This window comes from Pseudomonas alloputida (assembly GCF_021283545.2).
In the GTDB taxonomy this organism is placed as follows: domain Bacteria; phylum Pseudomonadota; class Gammaproteobacteria; order Pseudomonadales; family Pseudomonadaceae; genus Aquipseudomonas; species Aquipseudomonas alloputida.
The window spans coordinates 1,181,941-1,202,976 of the sequence record NZ_CP128540.1 but is presented as its reverse complement, the minus strand read 5'-3'; the positions used below and the strand labels follow the sequence as shown (position 1 = coordinate 1,202,976).

At 62.6% G+C, this 21,036-nt stretch carries 18 protein-coding genes; 6 read left to right on the top strand and 12 right to left on the bottom strand.

Going from position 1 to position 21,036, the window contains the following annotated elements; translation table 11 throughout:
• Window positions 1–53 precede the first annotated feature (53 nt).
• Window positions 54–611: a hypothetical protein gene (locus LU682_RS05465; protein WP_003255027.1), complete on the bottom strand. Its 558-nt coding sequence runs from the start codon at window positions 609–611 to the stop codon at window positions 54–56.
• Between the two features lie 47 nt (window positions 612–658).
• Window positions 659–1,414: a sulfite exporter TauE/SafE family protein gene (locus LU682_RS05460; RefSeq protein ID WP_010952208.1), complete on the bottom strand. Its 756-nt coding sequence runs from the start codon at window positions 1,412–1,414 to the stop codon at window positions 659–661.
• 97 nt (window positions 1,415–1,511) lie between these two features.
• Here LU682_RS05460 and LU682_RS05455 point away from each other — a divergent pair, with 97 nt between their 5' ends.
• The 5 genes from LU682_RS05455 (at window position 1,512) to ltrA (ending at window position 8,704) form a co-directional block, all read left to right on the top strand.
• Window positions 1,512–2,390 carry a LysR family transcriptional regulator gene (locus LU682_RS05455; RefSeq protein ID WP_010952207.1) on the top strand — a complete coding sequence of 293 codons (879 nt, stop codon included), beginning with the start codon at window positions 1,512–1,514 and terminating at the stop codon, window positions 2,388–2,390.
• A 94-nt stretch (window positions 2,391–2,484) separates the two neighbouring features.
• The gene (gene xseA / locus LU682_RS05450) at window positions 2,485–3,864 is read left to right on the top strand and encodes an exodeoxyribonuclease VII large subunit (RefSeq protein ID WP_060489332.1); all 1,380 of its coding nucleotides are present in this window, start codon (window positions 2,485–2,487) and stop codon (window positions 3,862–3,864) included.
• A 3-nt stretch (window positions 3,865–3,867) separates the two neighbouring features.
• Window positions 3,868–4,695 carry a M23 family metallopeptidase gene (locus tag LU682_RS05445; protein ID WP_010952205.1) on the top strand — a complete coding sequence of 276 codons (828 nt, stop codon included), beginning with the start codon at window positions 3,868–3,870 and terminating at the stop codon, window positions 4,693–4,695.
• Between the two features lie 432 nt (window positions 4,696–5,127).
• The gene (gene leuA, locus LU682_RS05440) at window positions 5,128–6,801 is read left to right on the top strand and encodes a 2-isopropylmalate synthase (protein ID WP_010952204.1); all 1,674 of its coding nucleotides are present in this window, start codon (window positions 5,128–5,130) and stop codon (window positions 6,799–6,801) included.
• 481 nt (window positions 6,802–7,282) lie between these two features.
• Window positions 7,283–8,704: a group II intron reverse transcriptase/maturase gene (ltrA, locus tag LU682_RS05435; protein ID WP_010952877.1), complete on the top strand. Its 1,422-nt coding sequence runs from the start codon at window positions 7,283–7,285 to the stop codon at window positions 8,702–8,704.
• A 269-nt stretch (window positions 8,705–8,973) separates the two neighbouring features.
• On the opposite strand, the gene LU682_RS05430 is transcribed toward ltrA, so the two are convergent.
• Genes LU682_RS05430 through zwf form a run of 3 tightly spaced genes read right to left on the bottom strand, consistent with a single transcriptional unit; the run spans window position 8,974 to window position 11,841 of the window.
• The gene (locus LU682_RS05430; RefSeq protein WP_003255037.1) at window positions 8,974–9,654 is read right to left on the bottom strand and encodes a bifunctional 4-hydroxy-2-oxoglutarate aldolase/2-dehydro-3-deoxy-phosphogluconate aldolase; all 681 of its coding nucleotides are present in this window, start codon (window positions 9,652–9,654) and stop codon (window positions 8,974–8,976) included.
• A gap of 17 nt (window positions 9,655–9,671) precedes the next feature.
• Window positions 9,672–10,385 (bottom strand): 6-phosphogluconolactonase, encoded by a 714-nt coding sequence (gene pgl, locus LU682_RS05425; protein ID WP_049588484.1) that lies wholly within the window; start codon window positions 10,383–10,385, stop codon window positions 9,672–9,674.
• The gene (zwf, locus tag LU682_RS05420; RefSeq protein WP_010952201.1) at window positions 10,372–11,841 is read right to left on the bottom strand and encodes a glucose-6-phosphate dehydrogenase; all 1,470 of its coding nucleotides are present in this window, start codon (window positions 11,839–11,841) and stop codon (window positions 10,372–10,374) included. Before zwf ends, pgl begins: the two co-directional genes overlap by 14 nt.
• Before the next feature lie 211 nt (window positions 11,842–12,052).
• Here zwf and hexR point away from each other — a divergent pair, with 211 nt between their 5' ends.
• The gene (hexR, locus tag LU682_RS05415) at window positions 12,053–12,916 is read left to right on the top strand and encodes a DNA-binding transcriptional regulator HexR (protein ID WP_061405576.1); all 864 of its coding nucleotides are present in this window, start codon (window positions 12,053–12,055) and stop codon (window positions 12,914–12,916) included.
• On the opposite strand, the gene LU682_RS05410 is transcribed toward hexR, so the two are convergent.
• The 7 genes from LU682_RS05410 to LU682_RS05380 all read right to left on the bottom strand — a co-directional run bounded on the left by LU682_RS05410 (window position 12,909) and on the right by LU682_RS05380 (window position 20,944).
• Window positions 12,909–13,763, bottom strand: a complete 855-nt coding sequence (locus LU682_RS05410) for a D-hexose-6-phosphate mutarotase (RefSeq protein WP_232885710.1) — start codon at window positions 13,761–13,763, stop codon at window positions 12,909–12,911. The genes hexR and LU682_RS05410 overlap by 8 nt on opposite strands.
• A 117-nt stretch (window positions 13,764–13,880) precedes the next feature.
• The gene (locus LU682_RS05405) at window positions 13,881–15,224 is read right to left on the bottom strand and encodes a carbohydrate porin (RefSeq protein WP_010952199.1); all 1,344 of its coding nucleotides are present in this window, start codon (window positions 15,222–15,224) and stop codon (window positions 13,881–13,883) included.
• A gap of 40 nt (window positions 15,225–15,264) precedes the next feature.
• Window positions 15,265–16,419 (bottom strand): ABC transporter ATP-binding protein, encoded by a 1,155-nt coding sequence (locus tag LU682_RS05400; RefSeq protein ID WP_003255047.1) that lies wholly within the window; start codon window positions 16,417–16,419, stop codon window positions 15,265–15,267.
• Window positions 16,420–16,422: 3 nt separating this feature from the next.
• A complete protein-coding gene (locus tag LU682_RS05395; RefSeq protein ID WP_010952198.1) occupies window positions 16,423–17,268 on the bottom strand; it encodes a carbohydrate ABC transporter permease in 846 nt (281 codons plus the stop codon).
• A complete protein-coding gene (locus tag LU682_RS05390; protein WP_003255050.1) occupies window positions 17,261–18,169 on the bottom strand; it encodes a carbohydrate ABC transporter permease in 909 nt (302 codons plus the stop codon). Before LU682_RS05390 ends, LU682_RS05395 begins: the two co-directional genes overlap by 8 nt.
• Before the next feature lie 133 nt (window positions 18,170–18,302).
• The gene (locus tag LU682_RS05385) at window positions 18,303–19,589 is read right to left on the bottom strand and encodes an ABC transporter substrate-binding protein (protein WP_010952197.1); all 1,287 of its coding nucleotides are present in this window, start codon (window positions 19,587–19,589) and stop codon (window positions 18,303–18,305) included.
• Window positions 19,590–19,693: 104 nt separating this feature from the next.
• Window positions 19,694–20,944, bottom strand: coding sequence for a D-mannose isomerase (locus LU682_RS05380; protein ID WP_010952196.1), 1,251 nt, complete (start codon window positions 20,942–20,944; stop codon window positions 19,694–19,696).
• Window positions 20,945–21,036 lie beyond the last annotated feature (92 nt).

Below are 21,036 nucleotides of genomic sequence, written 5' to 3'. Positions count from 1 at the left end.
CGCCATTATACTCATGCATGGCGCGCCGCTCAATGCAAAATAAGGGCCTTCGGTCAGGCTTGTGGCAGTTTTACCTGCACCACGGCCACCGGCTGGTCGAGCCAGTCGGCGAAGCTGTCGAGAAAGGCCTGGGTGAACCCGGCCTCGCCCCAGTTGTTGAAGATGAACCCCAGGTTGGAAAAGGCACATGGCTGCAGGTAAATGAAGCCATTGATGTCATCTTCGAAGCCGCACAGTGGGCAGGTAAAGTTGTCGCTCACTGCCGGCATCCACTCTTCCAGGCTTTCGAACAACGGCTCACCTACCTCGCGCCGGCACTCCGGGCAACCGGCTTCTTCGAGGAAGCCTTCGGTGGGGGTATAGATGCAGCGTTTGAGCATCACTTCCAGGCCGTTGACCGGTTCGCCGAAGGGCAGTTTTTCCGGGTGCAGGGCCACTTTGCGCGCCCCTGCCGCCAGGGCATGGCCCATGCGGTTACCGGTGCGGCCACAGGTGGTCAGCTGCTCCTCGACGACCTTTTCGCGCACCAGCCAGCGCAGGATGGCGCGGGCACGGGCTTCATGCACCGGGACGGTAGACAGCTTTGGAACGATGATGCTCTGGGTGTTCATGAACGGGACAAGCCTGAGAAACGCCGGTAATGACGCAATTCTACCGCTCAGGCGCTCAGGTAGCGACCAATCAACGCCAGCCCACTGGCCAGCACCAGCCAGGTCACCAGCCGTACGAACGCTTCGCGGGACAACCGGTTGGTCAACCGACGCCCTACCCACAGACCAATGAACATGACAGGCAGCAGGCAGGCGGCGAGCAGCAGCAGGCGTTGGTCGGCATAGACACCGGCAATCAGGAACAGCGACAGACGCACTATCGTACTGCAGCTGATCAGCGCGCTCTGGGTGGCGCGTACCTGTTCCTTCACCTCCAGCCGTGCGCTCAGGTAAAGGGCATAAAGAAACCCGCCGCTGCCGAACAAAGCCCCGAACAAACCGCCTGCCGTGCCCATCGGCACCGCCCAGAAGCCGGACAGGCTCGCTGGCCTCACTTTCACTGCCAGCCCGTAAAGTGCATAGGCAGTCACGAATACCCCCATCAACAGCAGCAACAGGTCGGACTTCAGTTGCAGCAGGAACACCACGCCCAACGTACAACCCAAGGCCATGAAGGGCAGCAGCCGCAGCAATTCACTGCGGACCACATCCCGGCGCGACGGCAGCAGGTTGCCGAACGCGGCCACGAAATCCAGCAGCACCAGCAACGGGATGATGCGTGACAACGGCATGAAGTGAATCAGCACCGGCCCCGCCACCAGTGCAGTACCAAAACCGGCGATGCCGAAGACGATGTAGGCCGCGGCAATGGCGAACAGGATCGGCAGCCAGTCAAGGCCGGAAAACGACAGTTGGGCAAGCATGGCAGCAGTTCCTGGGAAGACAGGCAAAGGTTAGCCAGCCATGAGCCATGCCGACTAATATGCCTTTATCCCAAAAGCCATCTCGAAAAGGCATGACATGACGTCAATCCGACAGTTGCGTTACTTCGTGGAGATCGCCGAGTGCGGCAGTTTCAGCAGTGCAGCCGAGCGCCTGTACGTCGCCCAGTCGGCCCTTAGCCGGCAGATCAAGGAGCTGGAGCAACAACTCGGCACGCCGCTGTTCGAACGCACGGCGCGCCTGCCTCGCCTGACGCTGGCGGGTCAGGCCTTTCTTGAACGGGCGCGACGCTTGCTGGCCGACCTGGCACAGGCCGAGCGGGTTACCCGTGACATTGGCCAAGGGTTGCAAGGCAGCTTGCGCCTGAACCATTCCAGCACCGTGCCACTGACCGGCGGGCTTCTGGCTCGCCTGGGGAACTACCTGAAGCACAACCCAGGGGTTTCGCTGGAGATTGCGCAGCAGTCATCGGAGGCACAGCTGGAAGACATTGCTGCCGGACGGCTGGATATCGGCCTGTTGCGCTTGCCGGTGCTGCGCCAGCATGAAGGCGTGGTGCTGCACGAGTTGTTCGACGAACCCTTGTTGCTGGCGGTCGCCGCTGGACACCCCTTGGCGGGTACTCAGCACGTGCAACTGGAGCAATTGAAGGAAGAGCGCTTCATTTCCATCCCGCACCGGGATCGTGGTGGTTTGAGCTACTTGTCTGCCTCGTTGTGCATGGAGGCAGGGTTCTTCCCGCAGGCGGCGCAGGTACTGTCGCGCAAGACTACGCAGTTGCAGCTGATACAGGCGGGGTTTGGGGTGGCGTTGTTGCCGCGGTGCATGTGCGAGATTGCCCCGGCTTCAGTCAGCTTCGTAGCGCTGGAGGGTGATTGCCAGAGCACAGTGGCACTGGCCTGTCGCCGTGATGCGGGGCAACTGGTGCGGCAGTTCGTGGCGACGATGCAGGGCTGAAGGCACCGGTTGCGGTCTCCCACAAGGATTGGGTCAAGGCTGACACTAGGGGCAAGACAGACAACCGGGGCCGATGTCATTTATGATGCCAGCCATGATCAAAGACCCTTTCGAACGACTCGGGCTGGACCGCGAGGTCCTTACCGTCAGCCAACTCAACGGCCGCGCCCGCGTGCTGCTGGAAGACGTTTTCCGCAGCGTGTGGGTGGAAGGCGAAATCTCCAACCTCGCCCGCCCGGCGTCCGGCCACATGTACTTCACCCTCAAGGACAGCGGCGCCCAGGTGCGTTGTGCGTTGTTCCGGCAGAACGCCACGCGGGTACGCCAGGCGCTGCGCGACGGCCTGGCGGTGCGGGTGCGTGGCAAGGTTTCGCTGTTCGAGGGGCGTGGCGACTACCAGCTTATTCTCGACACCGTCGAGCCAGCCGGTGATGGCGCGCTGCGCCTGGCTTTCGAGGCCCTGAAGGAAAAGCTCGGGGCCGAGGGGCTGTTCAGCGCCGAACGAAAGAAGCCACTGCCGGCTCACCCGCAGCGCATCGGCATCATCACCTCGCCCACTGGCGCGGTGATCCGCGACATCATCAGCGTGTTCGGCCGCCGTGCCCCGCAGGTGGAGCTGAACCTGATACCTACGGCGGTACAGGGCCGCGAAGCCATCGCGCAGATCGTACGCGCCATCCGCCTGGCCGACAGCCTCGGCTTCGATGCGCTGATCCTGGCGCGGGGTGGGGGTTCGCTGGAAGACCTGTGGTGTTTCAACGAGGAAGCCGTGGCGCGTGCCGTGGCCGCCTGCGTCACGCCGATTGTCAGCGCCGTGGGCCATGAAACCGACGTGTCGATCAGCGACTTCGTGGCTGACGTGCGCGCGCCCACCCCGTCTGCGGCCGCCGAGCTGCTGGCCCCTGACAACAGCGGCCTTCGGCAACGCCTGGATGGCCTGCAACGGCGCCTGCTGCTGCGCATGCAGAACCGCCTGACCCACGACCGCCTGCGCCTGGAGTCACTCACCCGGCGCCTGCGCCACCCAGGCGAGCGTTTGCGCCAGCAGGCTCAACGCCTGGACGACCTGGACATGCGCCTGCGTCGCGCGTTCATGCTCAACCTCAACCAGCGCCGCGAACGCCTGGCACGCCTGGACGCCCGCCTGGCCGCGCAGCATCCGGGGCGTAACCTGAAACTGCTGAACCAGCGCCTGGACAGCCTGGCCGAGCGCCTGCCACGGGCCATGCGCGAGGTGCTCAAGGACCGTCGCCAGCGGTTCCAGGCCCAGTTGCAGACACTGCAGGTGGTCAGTCCGCTGGCCACTCTGGCCCGTGGATACAGCATTTTGCTGGATGAGCAAGGCCAGGCCATTCGCAGCGCCGAACAGACCCGCAATGGCCAACGCCTGACCGCCCGCCTGAACGAAGGCGAGTTGCTGGTGCGGGTCGAAGACAACCACCTGACCCCGGTCACCCTCTCACTACTGGACTGACACATGCCCCGCGTGCTCGCGCCCCTGCTTGCCCTTTCCCTGCTGCTGCTGGCCGGCGGCGCCCAGGCCAGCTACATCACCCGCACACTGAACAAACCGGTACCCGGCGGTGTGGCAGTCGTCGACCTGGGCCCCGCCGCCAATGCACCCAGCGCCCGTTTCGACGGCAAGCCGGTGCTGGTGGTGAAGGAGCAGGACAACTGGCTGGCCATCGTCGGCATCCCGCTGACCCAGAAGCCCGGCACCGCAGTGCTGAACCAGGGCGGGCGCACCCTGCCTTTCAGCGTACGCAGCAAGAAGTACCCTGAGCAGCGCATCACCCTGAAGAACACGCGCCAGGTCAACCCGAACCCGGCCGACCTCAAACGCATCGAGCGCGAGCTGGCCGAGCAGATCAAGGCCTACCGCAGCTTCAGCCCGAACCTGCCGAGCAACCTGGTTCTCGACAAGCCGGTCAACGGCCCGCTGTCGAGCAAGTTCGGCGTGCGCCGCTTCTTCAACGGCGAAGAACGCAACCCGCATGCGGGGCTGGATTTTGCGGTGCCGGCAGGCACGCCGATCAAGACACCCGCCAATGGCAAAGTGATTCTGGTGGGGGATTATTTCTTCAACGGCCGCACGGTGTTCGTCGACCATGGGCAGGGCTTTATCAGCATGTTCTGCCACATGTCGAAAATCGATGTGCAGGTCGGCCAGCAACTGCGTCGTGGCGAGGTGGTCGGGCGCGTGGGCTCGACCGGGCGGGCAACCGGGCCGCACATGCACTGGAACGTCAGCCTGAACGATGCGCGGGTGGACCCGGCGATTTTCATTGGCGCGTTCCAGCCCTGAAACTGCGGCGCCTGCTTCGCGGGCACGCCCGCTCCCACAGGTACAGCGAAGCCTTCAGACACAGCACAATACTTGTGGGAGCGGGCATGCCCGCGAAGAGGCCAGCACAGTCGACAGCAGTTCAACTGTGTTGCGCCATCGAAAAATACTGCGCAAACATCAATAAGCGCCTAGCAGATCCAAGCCATAAAATCTCGCCTAATGGCTTTTTTTAAGCATTCCTCTCAATTTTTCCCGAACGCTTGCCATCCCCCACCCCACTGGTTAAGTTTGAAGGCATGAAAACCTTCAGCACCCTCATCCTGCTCCGACAACATCGCAGCCTCTGCCTGGTCAGCGCCCGACTACCAGGCTGAATCGCGTCGCCTCGCCTCTTCATATCGTTATCGCTCGGCAGGCCCGATCTCGGCCGCACACAAAAGGATTGCTTCCATGACCATGCTCAAAGACCCTTCGAAGAAATACCGCGCTTTCCCGACCATCGACCTGCCTGACCGTACCTGGCCGTCGAAGACCATCACCCAGGCACCTATCTGGTGCAGTTCCGACCTGCGTGACGGCAACCAGTCGCTGATAGAGCCGATGGACTCGGAGAAGAAACTGCGCTTCTGGAAGACCTTGGTGCAGGTTGGCGTGAAGGAGATCGAAGCCTCGTTCCCGTCTGCCTCGCAAACCGATTTCGACTTCGTGCGCACCCTGATCGAGGACGGCCACATCCCGGATGACACCACCATCCAGGTGCTCACCCAGGCACGTGAAGACCTGATTGCCCGTACCTTCGAATCACTGCGCGGTGCGAAGAAGGCCATCGTCCACCTGTACAACGCCACCAGCCCGTCGTTCCGCCGCATCGTCTTCAATCAGGACAAGCAAGGCGTGAAGGACATCGCGGTGAACGCGGCCAAGCTGTTCGTCAAGTACGCCGCCCAGCAGCCGGAAACCCAGTGGACCTTCCAGTACTCGCCAGAAACCTTCAGCGCCACTGAAATGGAGTTCGCCAAGGAGGTCTGCGACGCGGTCATCGAGGTGTGGAACCCTACCCCTGAACACAAGATCATCCTCAACCTGCCGGCCACCGTGGAAGTGTCCACGCCAAATATCTACGCCGACCAGATCGAGTGGTTCTGCCGCAACGTCAGCCGCCGCGACAGCGTGATCATCAGCCTGCACTGCCACAACGACCGCGGCACCGGCATCGCTGCCACCGAACTGGGCCTCATGGCCGGCGCCGACCGTGCCGAAGGCTGCCTGTTCGGCAACGGCGAGCGTACCGGTAACGTCGACCTGGTGACCTTGGCACTGAACCTCTACACCCAGGGCATCGACCCGTTGCTGGACTTCTCCGACATCGACGGCGTGCGCAAGGTGGTCGAAGAATGCAACCAGTTGCCGGTACATCCTCGTCACCCCTATGTGGGGGATCTGGTCCATACCGCGTTCTCCGGCTCGCACCAGGACGCCATCCGCAAGGGCTTCGCCAAGCAGCAGGATGGGGAACTGTGGGAGGTGCCTTACCTGCCGATCGACCCGGCCGACATCGGCCGCAGCTACGAAGCGGTAATCCGCGTCAACAGCCAGTCGGGCAAAGGCGGTATCACCTACCTGCTCGAGCAGGAATATGGCATCAGCCTGCCGCGTCGCATGCAGATCGAATTCAGCCAGGTGGTGCAGGGTGAGACTGACCGCCTGGGCCTGGAAATGACCGCCCAGCAGATCTACAGCCTGCTGCACAAGGAATACCTCCAGGCCAACGCGCCATATGCACTGGTCAGCCATCGCCTGCAGGAAGAAAACGGCCACAGCGCCGTGGAAGTGGAAGTTGCCGGTGAAGGCGAAACCACCCTGCACTGGCGCGGCAAGGGCAACGGCGCCCTGGAAGCACTGGTGGCCGGCCTGCCGATTGCCGTGGAGATCATGGACTACAACGAGCATGCGATTGGCGCTGGCACCAATGCCAAGGCAGCTGCCTACATCGAACTGCGCGTGGCCGGTGGCCGCCCGGTACATGGCGTGGGTATCGATGAGAACATCACCACGGCCAGCTTCAAGGCGCTGTTCAGTGCGCTGAACCGCTCGCTGAGCCAGCAGGAAGCCAAGGCGGCCTGAAGCCTGAAATGAGGGATGAGAAAGCCCGCATCGTTTGATGCGGGCTTTTTTTGTGTGCGCCAGGCATGGCGCGTTGCGCGTAAGCGCAACCCGCTTGGTTGTGGTGGCCAAGTGGGTGACTTGGAGGTGAAAGTCCTCTACACACCCGGCAAGGGGAAGTGTTAGCCGGAGGCAAGGGTGTCGCGGGTGACCGCGAATCTGAAGGAAGCCCGAGGCAAAATGCTGGCCTGACGAACAGGAAGCGGATAGAGGCGGCACAGCGGGGTGAGGTGGCACAAATCGCCAAAGCCCAATACTTGCACGGAACGCTGTGACGTAGATCCGACAGGCATAAGCAGGAAGGTCGCGCGAATTACCCTGGGAGATCTGTACGTTTGCCATTGTGCTACCGCGCGTCGAAAGGCGACGGGATGAGCGTGCAGAAGTCAGCCGAAGCCGTAGTAAGTGGCGGTTAACCGCGCCACCAAGGGCCGAACAGGTTATGCCGCCAGTAGGCGTCGCCGTCTCGTTGGTAACCGTAATGCAGAAATTTCCCACAGCGGAAACTGTCATCCCGAATCCCGGCCAGAAGCCGAGGGTGATGCCTGACAGTGCAAAGGTGCCGGCGGCGTCAGCGACGTGGACGAACGCGGAGCCGGACACGCTGATGGAGCGGGTGCTTGCACCGGCCAACCTCAGGCGTGCGTATCAACGCGTGGTTAGCAACAAGGGGGCTCCGGGTGCCGATGGCATGACGGTCGCTGACTTGGCGGGCTACGTGAAACAGTATTGGCCAACCCTCAAGGCCAGGTTGCTGGCCGGTGAATACCATCCCCAAGCAGTGCGAGCGGTTGAAATTCCCAAGCCGCAGGGCGGCACACGGCAACTGGGTATCCCCAGCGTCGTGGATCGCCTGATCCAGCAAGCACTGCAGCAGCAGCTCACACCTATCTTCGACCCACTGTTCTCGGACTACAGCTATGGTTTTCGTCCGGGCAGAAGTACGCATCAAGCCATCGAGATGGCCCGTGCTCATGTGACAGCGGGACACCGCTGGTGCGTGGAACTCGATCTGGAGAAGTTTTTCGATCGGGTCAATCACGACATCCTCATGGCCTGCATCGAACGTCGGATCAAAGACAAGTGCGTACTCAGGCTTATTCGCCGCTACCTTGAAGCCGGGATCATGTCGGGCGGTGTCGTCAGCCCACGGCAGGAGGGGACGCCGCAAGGCGGCCCGCTTTCGCCGTTGCTGTCGAATATCCTGCTCGACGAACTCGACCGCGAGCTGGAGCGGCGGGGCCATCGCTTCGTACGTTATGCCGATGATGCGAACATCTATGTACGCAGTCCCCGGGCCGGCGAACGGGTGTTGGTCAGCGTCGAGCGCTTCCTGAGAGAACGTCTGAAGCTGACGGTGAACAGGAAGAAAAGCCAAGTGGCAAGGGCGTGGAAGTGCGACTACCTAGGCTATGGGATGAGCTGGCACCAGCAGCCAAGGCTGCGCGTGGCAAGGATGAGCCTAGACCGCTTACGCGACCGGCTCAGAATGCTGCTGCGCAGCGTACGGGCTCGCAAAATGGCGACTGTCATCGAGCGGATCAACCCCGTCCTGAGAGGCTGGGCTAGCTACTTCAAGCTCAGCCAGAGCAAGCGGCCGCTTGAGGAACTGGATGGTTGGGTCAGGCACAAACTCCGCTGCGTCATCTGGCGTCAATGGAAGCAGCCTCCCACGAGGCTGAGAAACTTGATGCGCCTGGGGTTGAGCGAGGAGCGTGCCAACAAGTCAGCCTTCAATGGCCGAGGTCCATGGTGGAATTCGGGAGCGCAACATATGAACTACGCGCTGCCAAAGAAACTGTGGGACCGGCTCGGGCTGGTCTCGATACTGGATACGATTAACCGGCTTAGCCGCGTAACCTGAACCGCCGTGTACGGAACCGTACGCACGGTGGTGTGAGAGGACGGCGGGTGTGAATCCGCCTCCTACTCGATTGGCCTGGACTGGCCCTTTCGCGGGTAAACCCGCTCCTACTACGGCCTGTGTCCAACACCCGGTGTGTGCCCACCGCAGATCGGTGCGTAGGAGCGGGTCTACCCGCGAAAGGGCCAGCACAACCACTGCAAATACCCCAGGCAAAAAAAAGGGGCGCCGACCAAGCGCCCCACAAGCCGTAAAGCACACAACTGTTTTCAGTTGGCGTCCAGCAGTGCCATCGCCTCGGCACTGCACGCTTCGATCCGCGCCCAGTCACCGTTCTTGATCCAGCTGCTGTCGAGCATCCAGGTTCCCCCCACGCACATCACGTTTGGCAGTGCCATGTAGTTGCGCACGTTGGCCGGGTTTACACCACCGGTAGGACAAAAACGAATATCGCCGAACGGGCCACCAAAGGCCTTGATCGCTGCTACGCCGCCGCTGATTTCCGCCGGGAACAACTTGAACCGGCGGTAGCCCAGGGCATAGCCCATCATGATTTCGGACGGCGTGCTGATGCCCGGCAACAGCGGAATTTCACTGTCCACGCCAGCCTCGAGAATGTCCTGGGTAATACCAGGGGTAACGACGAACTGCGCGCCCGCAGCTTCAACCGCCGCGAACATGCTGCGGTCGAGCACGGTACCGGCGCCGACACACAGCTCCGGGCGCTGCTCACGCAGCACCTGAATGGCCTTGAGGCCATGCTGTGAGCGCAGGGTCACTTCCAGGGTACGGATACCGCCAGCGGCCAGGGCGTCAGCCAGCGGCAGGATGTCTTCCTCACGAGCAATGGTGATTACCGGCAGGATGCGCGCCTTTTTGCAAATGGCGTCGATCCGCGCGGCTTTATCAGCCATCGAGAGCTTGGGCTGTGGGCGTTCAAGGGTGGTCATGACTGTGGATCCTTGGCTCATGGGCACCAGTAGATGTCCAGGGGGTCGTGAAGAAAAGCGCGAATCGGCATTTCAGTAAGGTCGTTGCCCGCCAGCGCGGCGCGCAGGGTAGCGAGTTTGCCCTGGCCTTGCACAGACAGCGCGATGAAGGCCGCGCTGGCCAGCAGCGAACGGGTCATCGACAGGCGCTGGTGCGGCACGCTCGGCGCCAGCATCGGCAGGCAGCGGCGTGGGCCCGCCAGGTCCAGGCCTGCTTCCAGGTTGGGACTGGCGGGGAACAGCGAGGCGGTATGGCCATCGTCGCCCATGCCCAGCACCAGCACGTCGATCGGCGGTAGCTCGGCCAAGGCCTGGTCAGCTTTGAGCGCAGCTGCATCAAGGTTCTCCGCCTGCTGGTACAGGCCAACGAAACGGGCCTTGGCCGCTTCGCCCTTCAACAGGTGACGGGCCAGCAGGCCGGCATTGCTGTCGGCGTGCTCCACCGGCACCCAGCGCTCATCAGCCAGGCTGACAGTGACCTTGGCCCAGTCCAGGTGCTCGCTGGCCAGTTTCTCCAGGAACGGCACCGGGCTGCGGCCGCCAGACAACACCACACAGGCCTGCCCCTTGGCGGCAATCGCGGCGCGCAGGCGCTCAGCCACATCATGAGCCAAGGACACGGACAGTGCCTTGGCATCCGCCAGTTCATGAGCCTTCACGGCCGCTGGCAGTTTCAATTCAGATATCCCCATACCACGCCCTCCCATCGCGTGTGATCAGTGCAATCGAGCTCATCGGCCCCCAGGAGCCCGCCGCGTATGGCTTGGGCGCATCGCCCGCATTACGCCAGCCGGCGATCAACTGGTCGCACCACTTCCAGGCATACTCGATTTCGTCCTTGCGCACGAACAGGTTCTGGTTGCCGCGCATCACTTCGAGCAACAGCCGCTCGTAGGCATCCGGAATTCGTGCACTGCGCCAGGCATCGGAAAAATTCAGCTGCAATGGGCCACTGCGCAGTTGCATGCCCTTGTCCAGGCCCTGCTCCTTGGTCATCACCCGTAAAGAAATGCCTTCGTCCGGTTGCAGGCGGATGATCAGCTTGTTACCGATCTGCAAACGCTGTTCCGGGGCGAAGATGTAGTGCGGCGTTTCCTTGAAGTGAATGACGATCTGCGACAGTTTTTGCGGCATGCGCTTGCCGGTTCGCAGGTAGAACGGCACGCCCGACCAGCGCCAGTTACGGATGTCGGCGCGCAGGGCGACGAAGGTTTCGGTGTCGCTCTGGGCGTTGGCGTTGTCTTCTTCCAGGTAACCCGGCACCGGCTTGCCTTCGCTGTAGCCGGCAATGTACTGGCCGCGCACCACGCTGGTGCTCAGGCCGTCGCCAGTGATCGGTGCCAGGGCTTTGAGCACTTTCACCTTCTCGTCGCGGATGGCATCGGCGGACAGTTCGCTGGGCGGGTCCATGGCGATCAGGCACAGCAACTGCAGCAGGTGATTCTGGATCATGTCGCGCAGTTGGCCGGCCTTGTCGAAATAACCCCAACGGCCCTCGATACCGACCTTTTCCGCGACGGTAATCTCCACATGGGAGATGGAATTCTGGTTCCACTGGGTTTCGAACAGGCTATTGGCGAAGCGCAGGGCAATCAGGTTCTGCACCGTCTCTTTGCCCAGGTAATGGTCAATGCGGTAAACCCGGCTTTCAGGGAAGAACCGCGCCACGGCGTCGTTGACCCGGCGCGACGACTCCAGGTCGTGGCCAATAGGTTTCTCGAGCACTACCCGGGTGCGCGCAGCCAGCCCGACCTTGTCGAGGTTTTCGCAGATGGCCCCATACACCGCCGCCGCCGTGGCGAAGTAGGCGATCAGCGGCAGCTCGCCCGGCAGCTGCTCGGCCAGGGCCTGATAGCCCTCGGGCTGAAGGAAGTCCAGGTGCTGGTAATTCAGGCGGGCAAGGAAGCGCCCCAGCGCAGCAGGCTCGATATCTGCCTCGGGCACGTGCCGGCGCAGGTGGGCTTCGATGCTGTCCAGGTGCTCCTGCGCACTGCCGACCTCACGGGCGAGGGCCAGCAGGCGGGTGTCCGGGTGCAACAGGTTGGCCCGGTCGAGCTGGTAGAGCGCAGGAAACAGCTTGCGCAATGCCAGGTCGCCGAGGGCGCCAAACAGGGCAAAGGTGCAAGGTTCGACACTGATTGCGGCCATGATGTTGGTTCTTTCCTAAAGTTGGTCTAGGAATACCGCTTTCACACACGGTTTTCAAGGGATAATGTAGTAAAAACCACAACATTACACACAAGTGTTACAGACAAGTGGTACGTCAACCGCACCGACAGTACGATAGACGACCGTGCAAAAAGCCTGCTGCTCACACAGCCGGCTGTCTTCCCGACCCAAGGACACACCCATGGACCGCGTGCGAAACCTCCTGGAACAGATCCAGGGCCGCCTCGACGAGCTGAACAAGGCCGAACGCAAAGTCGCCGAAGTCATCCTGCTCAACCCGCAACAAGCCACCCGTTTCAGCATCGCTGCGCTGGCCCAGGCGGCCAAGGTCAGCGAACCGACCGTCAACCGCTTCTGCCGCTCGTTCGGCGTCAGCGGCTACCCCGAACTCAAGCTGCAACTGGCGCAGAGCCTGGCCAGTGGTGCCGCCTATGTCAGCCGCGCGGTAGAGGCCGACGATGACCCGGCCGCCTACACCCAGAAGATCTTCGCCAGCGCCATCGCCTCGCTTGACAGCGCCTGCCAGCAACTGGACCCGCAGCAGGTCAGCCGCGCCGTGGACATGATGATCCAGGCCCGGCAGATCCACTTCTTCGGCCTCGGCGCCTCAGCCCCGGTGGCCCTGGATGCGCAGCACAAGTTCTTCCGCTTCAACCTGGCCGTGTCGGCCCACGCCGATGTGCTGATGCAGCGCATGCTGGCCTCGGTCGCCCACACCGGCGATCTGTTCGTGATCATTTCCTACACCGGGCGCACCCGCGAACTGGTCGAAGTGGCGCGCCTGGCACGTGAAAACGGCGCTTCGGTGCTGGGCCTCACCGCCGCAGGCTCGCCACTGGCCAATGCCTGCAGCCTGAGCCTGCACATTCCGCTGCCGGAAGATACCGACATCTACATGCCAATGACCTCGCGGATCATCCAGCTGACCGTGCTCGATGTACTGGCCACCGGCATGACCCTGCGCCGCGGCGTGGACTTCCAGCCTCACCTGCGCAAGATCAAGGAAAGCCTCAACGCCAGCCGTTACCCGATCGAGGACGACGACCTCAACTGAGCCGGTGCGCCTGCAAACGCAGGTGCGCACGCTGCCCAGGTGCCAGGCTCAGGCCTTCGCCACTGCCACTGGTCGCCTCGACGCAGACAAAACGCTGCGACTCGCGGCCGGTCACCCCCATCAGCGGGCGATTGCCAGGGTGCCAGACCACGGTGTCGTCGCTGTCACCGGTATCGATGCACAGCTCGCGCTGCCAGGCCGGGCCCTGCAATTGCACCCGTGGCGTACCGGGGTAGACCTTCTGGCAGCCGCCCTTGAGCTTCAGCGCGCCATCTTCACGGCAAGCCTGACGGTTGAGGCGGTCGTAGCCCTCGATGTCTTCCAGACCAGACAGCGCTATCTCGGACACGTCACTGATGCGCCAGTACGCCAGCAGCGCATGGCTCAACTGGCAGGGTTCGCTGTCCTGATGTTCGGTGCTCAGGCTCAGCTCCATGCGGCTACCCAGCCGGGCATGCAGGTCGACCTGCCAGTCGCACAGGTCCAGCCGCCATTTCAGGGTCACGCCCTCCTCGTCCTCACGGCTGTCCACCAGCTTCCAGTCCAGCAACCGCGCCCAACCGTGGGCCGGCCACAGGTCTTCGCTGGGATGACGGCCATACCAGGGCCAGCACACCGGCACACCACCGCGGATCGCCCCCACCTGCGGCCACTGTTCGGCGCACCACAGCCACGGCCGTTCACCCGCTGGTTGAAAGTGCAGCAACTGCGCGCCCTGGCGGCTGAACACCGCCTGGCAACGGGGGTGGTCGATGATCAGGACATCGCGCTGCTGATAACGCTCCCACTCGAATGTCGGCCGGGGCCGCTGCGAGGAGAAGAAGCGATGGAGCGGATGTTCGGGCATGGTTCAGAGCTCTTGTTGTTTGAGATAGCGCTGTCTCGGCCTATCCCCAACACCCACTGCAGACCAGTGGGTGCCGGGAACCGAAAATGGATTGGCGTAAATTTACAACAAGTTGCCTCAGAATGACGACTGAATCTTCAAGCCAGCGACCAGCGCGTTATCCACCTCGTCCACCCCGCCAGGGCTCTTGATGTACTGCAGGTTGGGCCTCACGGTCAGCCAGTTGGTAACGTGGAAGCCGTAGTAGAGCTCTGCGTTGTATTCGGTACGCTGCAGCGGCACGAAACCAGGGTTGTCGTAATCGTTGATGCCGCTCTGTGCGTTGAGCAGTTCGGCGCGCTTCTTCACGTCGTCATTCACATGAATACGCGCCACGCCGAAGCCGATGTCATCCTTGGGCCGGGCGTCGAAAGCGCCTTTGTAGACCAGCCCCACCTGCTGGTAGTTGTCGACCACGTTGGTGGCCTTGTCGTGCACGGTGAAGTTGGCGAACAGGCTGAGGCCCCGGTTGACGTCGCCGCCATGGGCAGTGACCTGCTGCTGCGCCACCACCCACCATCCGTGCTTGCTGGAGTGCGACTTGAAGGCTTCACCTGTCAGCGCCTGCGGGTTGCCGTTGACGTCGTCGTACACATCGTCAGCCTTGGCCGTGCTGTAGTAGTAACCCAGGCGGTACTCGCCCGGCAGGCCATTGACCTTGGGCGACCACACCGCTTCCACCGGCAAGATCGCCCCCTTGGTACCACTGCCGCTGAGCTTGAAGCCGTTGCCGGTTTCCAGGTTGGAAGGGTTCTGCTCGAAGGCCCCGACCTGTACGAAGAACTCCGGCGTGATGTTGTACTTCACCCGCAGCGCCCACTGGCTGACCGGCCAGTTGTACCAGATGCCGCCCACCCAGTTGCCCACCTGCGAGCCGCAGAAGGCCAGGTTCTGGAAGTCGCAAGGGAAGCTGTTGAAGTCCTCGCCCTCGCCAAAACGGCCAAATTTCACGTCCAGCGCGCCGTCGAAGTACTTCTGCTTGATCCACATCTGGGTCAGGCGCCAGGTCTGGCCACGGCCCCACACCTCCTGCACCGAGCTGAACTGCCCGGCGCGCGGGTCGCTGATGCGGTCGTTGGACAGGTTGCGACCGCTTCGCTCGGTGATTGCCAGCTTGAACTCGGCATCATGCCAGCCCAGTATCTTCTGCAAGTCCAGATGCGCGCCGAGGGCGAACTGGTCGCTGTAGCGTGCCGTCTTGTCGTCGTTGTAGCCGCCATGCAGGTTGCCAGCCACCTCACCCACATAATCGAGGGTGAAGTCATAGCCCTTGTCCAGCAGCTCGGTCCGGGTGCCGCCCCAGTCGCCGGTCATCCATTTGGATTCGCTGGAAAAAGCCTCGGCAGCCTGTGTACCGCTGCTGCCTACAAGTGCAAGCAAGGCCAACGATCCCAGTGTCTTGATGCGTTTGCGCTGTTCCATCCCTTTGCGTCCTCTTTTTCTTATTGATGGTGTAGACGAGTCAACGGCCTTTGAAGTGAGCCACGTTGTCCTTTGCGGTTGCGCCAGTACTGGCCAGGTGCAGGCGCTCGCCATTGGCGGCGTCGAACAGCAGCACCCGGGCCGGGTCGAATTGCAGGTTGAGGGTGTCACCCACCCGGCACGCCACATCTGGCGCCAGGCGGCAGCACACCTTGGTCTGGTTGAGCGTGACGAACACCAGCAGGTCCGGCCCGGTGGGCTCTGTCACCTGCACCTCGGCGCGGATAGCCGGCAAACCATTGCCGTCAGCAGCGCCCAGGGCGATCTGCTCAGGGCGGATGCCGAGGATGATCTCGCGCCCCTCAAGCGCGTCAGCAGCCTCCCCCAAGGGCAGTTCGCAGCGCGCCTGGCCGCTGTCGAGCAGCGCCAGCAAGCGGCCATCCTGCCTGGCCAGACGCACCGGAATGAAGTTCATTGGCGGCGAACCGATGAAGCTGGCCACGAACTGGTTGGCCGGGTCGTTGTAGATCTGCTGCGGGGTGCCGAACTGCTGGATGATGCCGTCCTTCATCACCGCCACCTTGTCGCCCAGGGTCATGGCCTCGATCTGGTCATGGGTGACGTACACCGTGGTGGTCTTCAGGCGCTGGTGCATCAACTTCATTTCGGTGCGCATTTCGACCCGCAGCTTGGCATCGAGGTTGGACAGGGGTTCATCGAACAGGTAGATCTTGGGTCGCCGCGCCAATGCCCGGCCCATGGCCACGCGCTGCTGTTGGCCACCGGACAGCTGCGCCGGCTTGCGCGCCAGCAGGTGTTCGATCTGCAGCAACTTGGCCACCCGCGCCACTTCCTCGTCGATGGCGGCCTGGGGCAGCTTGCGAATCTTCAGGCCGAACTCGATGTTTTCACGCACGCTCATGGTGGGGTACAGCGCATAGGACTGGAACACCATGGCGATATCGCGGTCCTTCGGGCTCATGCCACTGACGTCCTGTTCGTCGATGAGGATGGCGCCGCCGGTGATCTGCTCCAGGCCGGCGATACAGTTCATCAGGGTCGACTTGCCGCAGCCCGACGGGCCCACCAGGATCAGGAACTCGCCGTCCTTGATCGACAGCTGGATGTCCTTGAGGGTATCCGGCAGGCCGCTGCCGTAGGTCTTGTTCACATTGCGAAGTTCGAGCGTTGCCATGGCTTACCCCTTGACCGCGCCGGCCGTCAGCCCGCGCACGAAATATTTGCCTGCCACCACGTAGACCAGCAGGGTTGGCAGGCCAGCGATCATCGCTGCCGCCATGTCGACGTTGTATTCCTTGGCCCCGGTGCTGGTATTGACCAGATTGTTCAGGGCTACGGTGATCGGTTGCGAATCGCCGCTGGAGAACACCACGCCGAACAGGAAGTCGTTCCAGATCTGGGTGAACTGCCAGATCAGGCAGACCATGATGATCGGCGTGGACATCGGCAGGATGATGCGGCGGAAGATGGTGAAGAACCCGGCACCGTCCAACCGCGCGGCCTTGACCAGCGCGTCGGGGATGCTCACGTAGAAGTTGCGGAAGAACAGCGTGGTGAAGGCCAGGCCGTAGACCACATGCACCAGCACCAGGCCACCAGTGGTACTGGCCAGGCCAAGCTTGCCGAGGGTGAACGAGGCCGGCAGCAGCACGGTCTGGAACGGCAGGAAACAGCCGAACAGCAGCAGGCCGAAGAACAGTTGCGAACCTCGGAAGCGCCACATCGACAGCACATAGCCGTTCAGTGCACCAATCGCGGTGGAGATCAGCACCGCGGGCACGGTGATCATGATCGAGTTCCAGAAGTAACCGCTGACCGCTCCCCAGGCCTTGACCCAGCCTATGCCGGTAATCACTGCAGGCCAGCTCAGCAGGTTGCCGGTGGTGATGTCTTCGGGGGTCTTGAAGCTGGTCAGCAGCATCACCACCAGCGGCACCAGATACAGCAGCACGGCGATCAGCAACACGGCATGGATGGCCATGCGGCTGAGGCTGAGCACTGGCTTGTCGACAGGACTATGCATGGCGTTTGCTCCGCAGCTCCGAGTACAGGTAAGGCACGAGGATCGCCAGGATTGCCCCGAGCATCAGGATGGCGCTGGCCGAGCCCATGCCCATCTGGCCGCGGCTGAAGGTGAACGAGTACATGAACATGGCCGGCAAGTCGGAGGAGTAACCCGGGCCGCCGGCCGTCATTGCCGCCACCAGGTCGAAGCTCTTGATGGCAATGTGCGAGAGGATCATCAGCGCGCTGAAGAACACCGGGCGCAGGCTGGGCAGCACCACGGTCCAGTAGATGCGCGGCAGGCTGGCGCCATCCATCTGCGCAGCGCGGATGATCGACGGGTCGACGCCACGCAAGCCGGCAAGGAACATGGCCATGATGAAGCCCGAAGCCTGCCACACGGCCGCGATCACCAGGCAATACACCACCCGGTCGGGATCGATCAGCCAGTCCAGGCGAAAGCCCTCCCAGCCCCAGTCGCGCAGCAGCTTGTCCAGGCCCATGCCCGGGTTGAGCAGCCACTTCCAGGCCGTGCCGGTGACGATCATCGACAGTGCCATGGGGTACAGGTAAATGGTGCGAATGAAGCCCTCGCGACGGATGCGCTGGTCCAGCAGCACCGCCAGCAACACACCGATGGCCAGGCTGATGGCGATGAACAGGCCGCCGAACAGAAGCAGGTTCTTGCTCGCCACCCACCAGCGGTCGTTGTCGAACAGACGGGCGTATTGCGCAAGGCCCGCCCACTTGTAGGTGGGCAGAAAGGTCGAGGTGGTGAAGGACAGCACGAAGGTCCAGAGGATGTAGCCGTAGAAGCCCACCAGGACGATGAACATGCTGGGTGCCAGCACCAGCTTGGGCAGCCAGCGCTGAAGCGCGTCCAGGGGTGAGGCCCGCAGTTGGGCGGTGGTCGTTGTCATGTATTGGATCCCGAGGTAGTGGCGGTGCTACGCACCGCTTCGCGGGCAAGCCCGCTCCCACAGGTCCGGCGTCATGACCAGGAACAGTGGTGAGCAGGGCCCATCTGGGAGCGGGCGTGCCCGCGAACAGCCGTTACTGGGCAGCCTTGATAGCCGCCGCCAGCTTCTTCGCCGCATCGGCCGGGTCGGCCTTGGGGTCGTTGATGTAGTTGGTCACCACATCGAAGAACGCGCCCTGCACGGCCAGCGTGGTGGCCATGTTGTGCGCCATGCTCGGTTGCAGGCCGCCCGTTTTGGCGTCAGCCAGGAAGTCCTTGGCGGAGGTTTGAGCACAGGCATCGAAACCATACTTGCCCATGTCGGCAAGCATGTCGTTGCGTACCGGGATCGAACCCTTGTTGATGCTGAAGACCTTCTGGAAGTCCTCACCCAACACCTTGCGGGCGATGTCCTGCTGACCAGCAGAGGTGCCAGCGTTGTTCTGCTTGAACACCACCAACGAGTCGATGTTGTACAGGAAGGACTTGTCAGTACCGGGGAACGGCACGCACTGGTAATCCTTGCCAGCAGTTTTCTTCGCCAGGGTCCATTCGCTCTTGGCCCAGTCGCCCATGATCTGCATGCCGGCCTTGCCGTTAATGACCTTGGCGGCTTCCAGGTTCCAGTCCTGGCCCTTGCCGTCCGGGTCCATGTAGGTGGCGACTTTCTTCAACTCGGTCAGCGCCTTGACCATCTGCGGCCCGGTCAGCGTTGCGCTGTCGAGGTCGACCAAGGCCTTCTTGTAGCCATCGACGCCCATCACCGACAGCACCACGCTTTCGAACACGGTGCTGTCCTGCCAGGGTTGCCCACCATGGGCGAGCGGGATGAAACCGGCAGCCTTGAGCTTGTCGGCGGCGGCGTAGAATTCGTCGAGGGTGGTGGGCGCCTTGTCGATGCCGGCTTTTTTGAACACCTCGGGGTTGATCCACAGCCAGTTGATGCGGTGGATATTCACCGGTACGGCAACGTAGTCACCGTCGTACTTCACGGTGTCGGCCACTTTCTTGTCGAGCAGCGAGTCCCACTTTCCTTCCTTGGCCACATCCTTGAGCACATCGGCGTCGAGCAGGCCGGTGGCCGCCCAGTCCTGGATGTCCGGGCCTTTGATCTGCGCGACGCCCGGCGGGTTGCCGGCCACTGCGCGGCTTTTGAGCACGGTCATGGCCGTTGCACCACCGCCGCCGGCGACGGCGCCGTCCTTCCAGATGAAGCCGTCTTTTTCGACCTGGGCCTTGAGCACATCGACCGCCGCTTTTTCACCACCGGAGGTCCACCAGTGCACCACTTCGACACTGCCTTTGGCGTCAGCAGCCTGGGCACCCAAGGGGATTAACGAGGCAAAGGAAATTGCGGCAGCGAGACGAAGCGTGGAATTCATCGGAGCACCTTTCTTGTTGTTATGCCGTGCAAGTCGATCGCTTGCGTAGCATGAAGTCTAAACAGCGTGCCCGCCTCGTCAGGTAACGAAGCGATGCGTGAATGTCATCGTTTGGTTACATTGCCGGCCAGGTTGCTGGCCAGGCTGGGTGCCAGGGACAAACCTGGCAGCAGCAGCGCCTGGTAGGCGTGATAGAGGTCGGGCTTGCCCGGCCAGAGGGACCCGGCCGGCTGGTTGTGCGCATCGAGTTCGTGGTGCCAGCTGCCGCCAATGGGGTCGATGAAATGGTTGGCGATAAAGCCCCAGCAGCAGCGGTACCACTGTTCGTAATGCGCCTCGCCGGTGCGTTGCAACAGGGCTGCCGCAGCCGCGCAAGCCTCAGCGTGCACCCAGTGCAATCGTGCATGCACCACCGGGCGATCAGCCCAGTCCAGCGTATAGACGAAGCCCGGTTCGCCATCGACGTTCCAGGCCTGTTGGCAGGCTGTGTCGAACAATGCGCGGGCACTGTCCGGCAGCCATTGCGGGGCGTACAGGCCGGCCCGTTCAAGGCTTGCTTCCAGGTGCAACAGCAACCGCGCCCACTCCAGGGCATGCCCGGGTGTAGTGCCATAAGGCCGGAAGGGGTCGGCGGGGTGTTCGAGGTTGTAATCCGGCAGCGGCTGCCAATGGACATCGAAATGCTCGATCACCCGATAGCCGTTGGCGGTGGCATGGGTATGGATGATGCGTTCGGCGATACGCAAGGCACGTTGCAGCCACAGGCCGTTGCCGGTGACGTCTGCCAACGCCAGGAAGGCCTCGGTCGCGTGCATGTTGCTGTTGGCGCCCCGGTACTGCTCGGGGAGCTGCCAGGCGCGGGAGAAGGTTTCCCGCAGAGCACCTTCGTCTTCACTCCAGAAATGCGCTTCGATCACCTGGATTGCGTCTGCCAATAGCGTATTGGCGTCGACAGCGCCGGCCACCACCGCCGAGCTGGCGGCCAGCGCGACGAAGGCATGCAGGTACGCCGCCTTGCCGCTATCGTCGTGGCCGCCAGGATGGGCGAACCAACCGCCGTGGGTGGCATCCTGCATGGCACCGCGCAGTGCTGCCACACCGTGCTCGGCATAGGCCAGGCTACCGGGGATGCCCTGCAGGTGGGCCAGGGCAAAGCAATGGGTCATGCGGGCGGTGTTGATGGTTTCGGCACGGGCACCGGGGGCGAGTTGCCCATTGGCATCCAGGTTACCGAAACCGTCGGGTAGTTTCGCGGCCTTGGCAAAGGCCAGCAGGCGCTGTGCTTCAGCCAGGCGCCAGGCGGTGTGGGCCGGGGCATTGAGCCAACTGTTCACATACAGGTTGAGGGGGGTCATGGGCCAGCTTGATCCTTGCCAGTCGTTTGCGAATTCTAGCCAGCGGGGTCAAGGCGGATGTCACGAAGGACGACGGGATTGTCACCGGGCAG

What these genes read in the sequence shown, in the direction of transcription:
- LU682_RS05465 (WP_003255027.1), bottom strand. Translation starts at nt 611, where the DNA reads ATGAACACCCAGAGCATCATCGTTCCAAAGCTGTCTACCGTCCCGGTG.
- LU682_RS05460 (WP_010952208.1), bottom strand. Translation starts at nt 1,414, where the DNA reads ATGCTTGCCCAACTGTCGTTTTCCGGCCTTGACTGGCTGCCGATCCTG.
- LU682_RS05455 (WP_010952207.1), top strand. Translation starts at nt 1,512, where the DNA reads ATGACGTCAATCCGACAGTTGCGTTACTTCGTGGAGATCGCCGAGTGC.
- xseA (WP_060489332.1), top strand. Translation starts at nt 2,485, where the DNA reads ATGATCAAAGACCCTTTCGAACGACTCGGGCTGGACCGCGAGGTCCTT.
- LU682_RS05445 (WP_010952205.1), top strand. Translation starts at nt 3,868, where the DNA reads ATGCCCCGCGTGCTCGCGCCCCTGCTTGCCCTTTCCCTGCTGCTGCTG.
- leuA (WP_010952204.1), top strand. Translation starts at nt 5,128, where the DNA reads ATGACCATGCTCAAAGACCCTTCGAAGAAATACCGCGCTTTCCCGACC.
- ltrA (WP_010952877.1), top strand. Translation starts at nt 7,283, where the DNA reads ATGCCGCCAGTAGGCGTCGCCGTCTCGTTGGTAACCGTAATGCAGAAA.
- LU682_RS05430 (WP_003255037.1), bottom strand. Translation starts at nt 9,654, where the DNA reads ATGACCACCCTTGAACGCCCACAGCCCAAGCTCTCGATGGCTGATAAA.
- pgl (WP_049588484.1), bottom strand. Translation starts at nt 10,385, where the DNA reads ATGGGGATATCTGAATTGAAACTGCCAGCGGCCGTGAAGGCTCATGAA.
- zwf (WP_010952201.1), bottom strand. Translation starts at nt 11,841, where the DNA reads ATGGCCGCAATCAGTGTCGAACCTTGCACCTTTGCCCTGTTTGGCGCC.
- LU682_RS05410 (WP_232885710.1), bottom strand. Translation starts at nt 13,763, where the DNA reads ATGCCCGAACATCCGCTCCATCGCTTCTTCTCCTCGCAGCGGCCCCGG.
- LU682_RS05405 (WP_010952199.1), bottom strand. Translation starts at nt 15,224, where the DNA reads ATGGAACAGCGCAAACGCATCAAGACACTGGGATCGTTGGCCTTGCTT.
- LU682_RS05400 (WP_003255047.1), bottom strand. Translation starts at nt 16,419, where the DNA reads ATGGCAACGCTCGAACTTCGCAATGTGAACAAGACCTACGGCAGCGGC.
- LU682_RS05395 (WP_010952198.1), bottom strand. Translation starts at nt 17,268, where the DNA reads ATGCATAGTCCTGTCGACAAGCCAGTGCTCAGCCTCAGCCGCATGGCC.
- LU682_RS05390 (WP_003255050.1), bottom strand. Translation starts at nt 18,169, where the DNA reads ATGACAACGACCACCGCCCAACTGCGGGCCTCACCCCTGGACGCGCTT.
- LU682_RS05385 (WP_010952197.1), bottom strand. Translation starts at nt 19,589, where the DNA reads ATGAATTCCACGCTTCGTCTCGCTGCCGCAATTTCCTTTGCCTCGTTA.
- LU682_RS05380 (WP_010952196.1), bottom strand. Translation starts at nt 20,944, where the DNA reads ATGACCCCCCTCAACCTGTATGTGAACAGTTGGCTCAATGCCCCGGCC.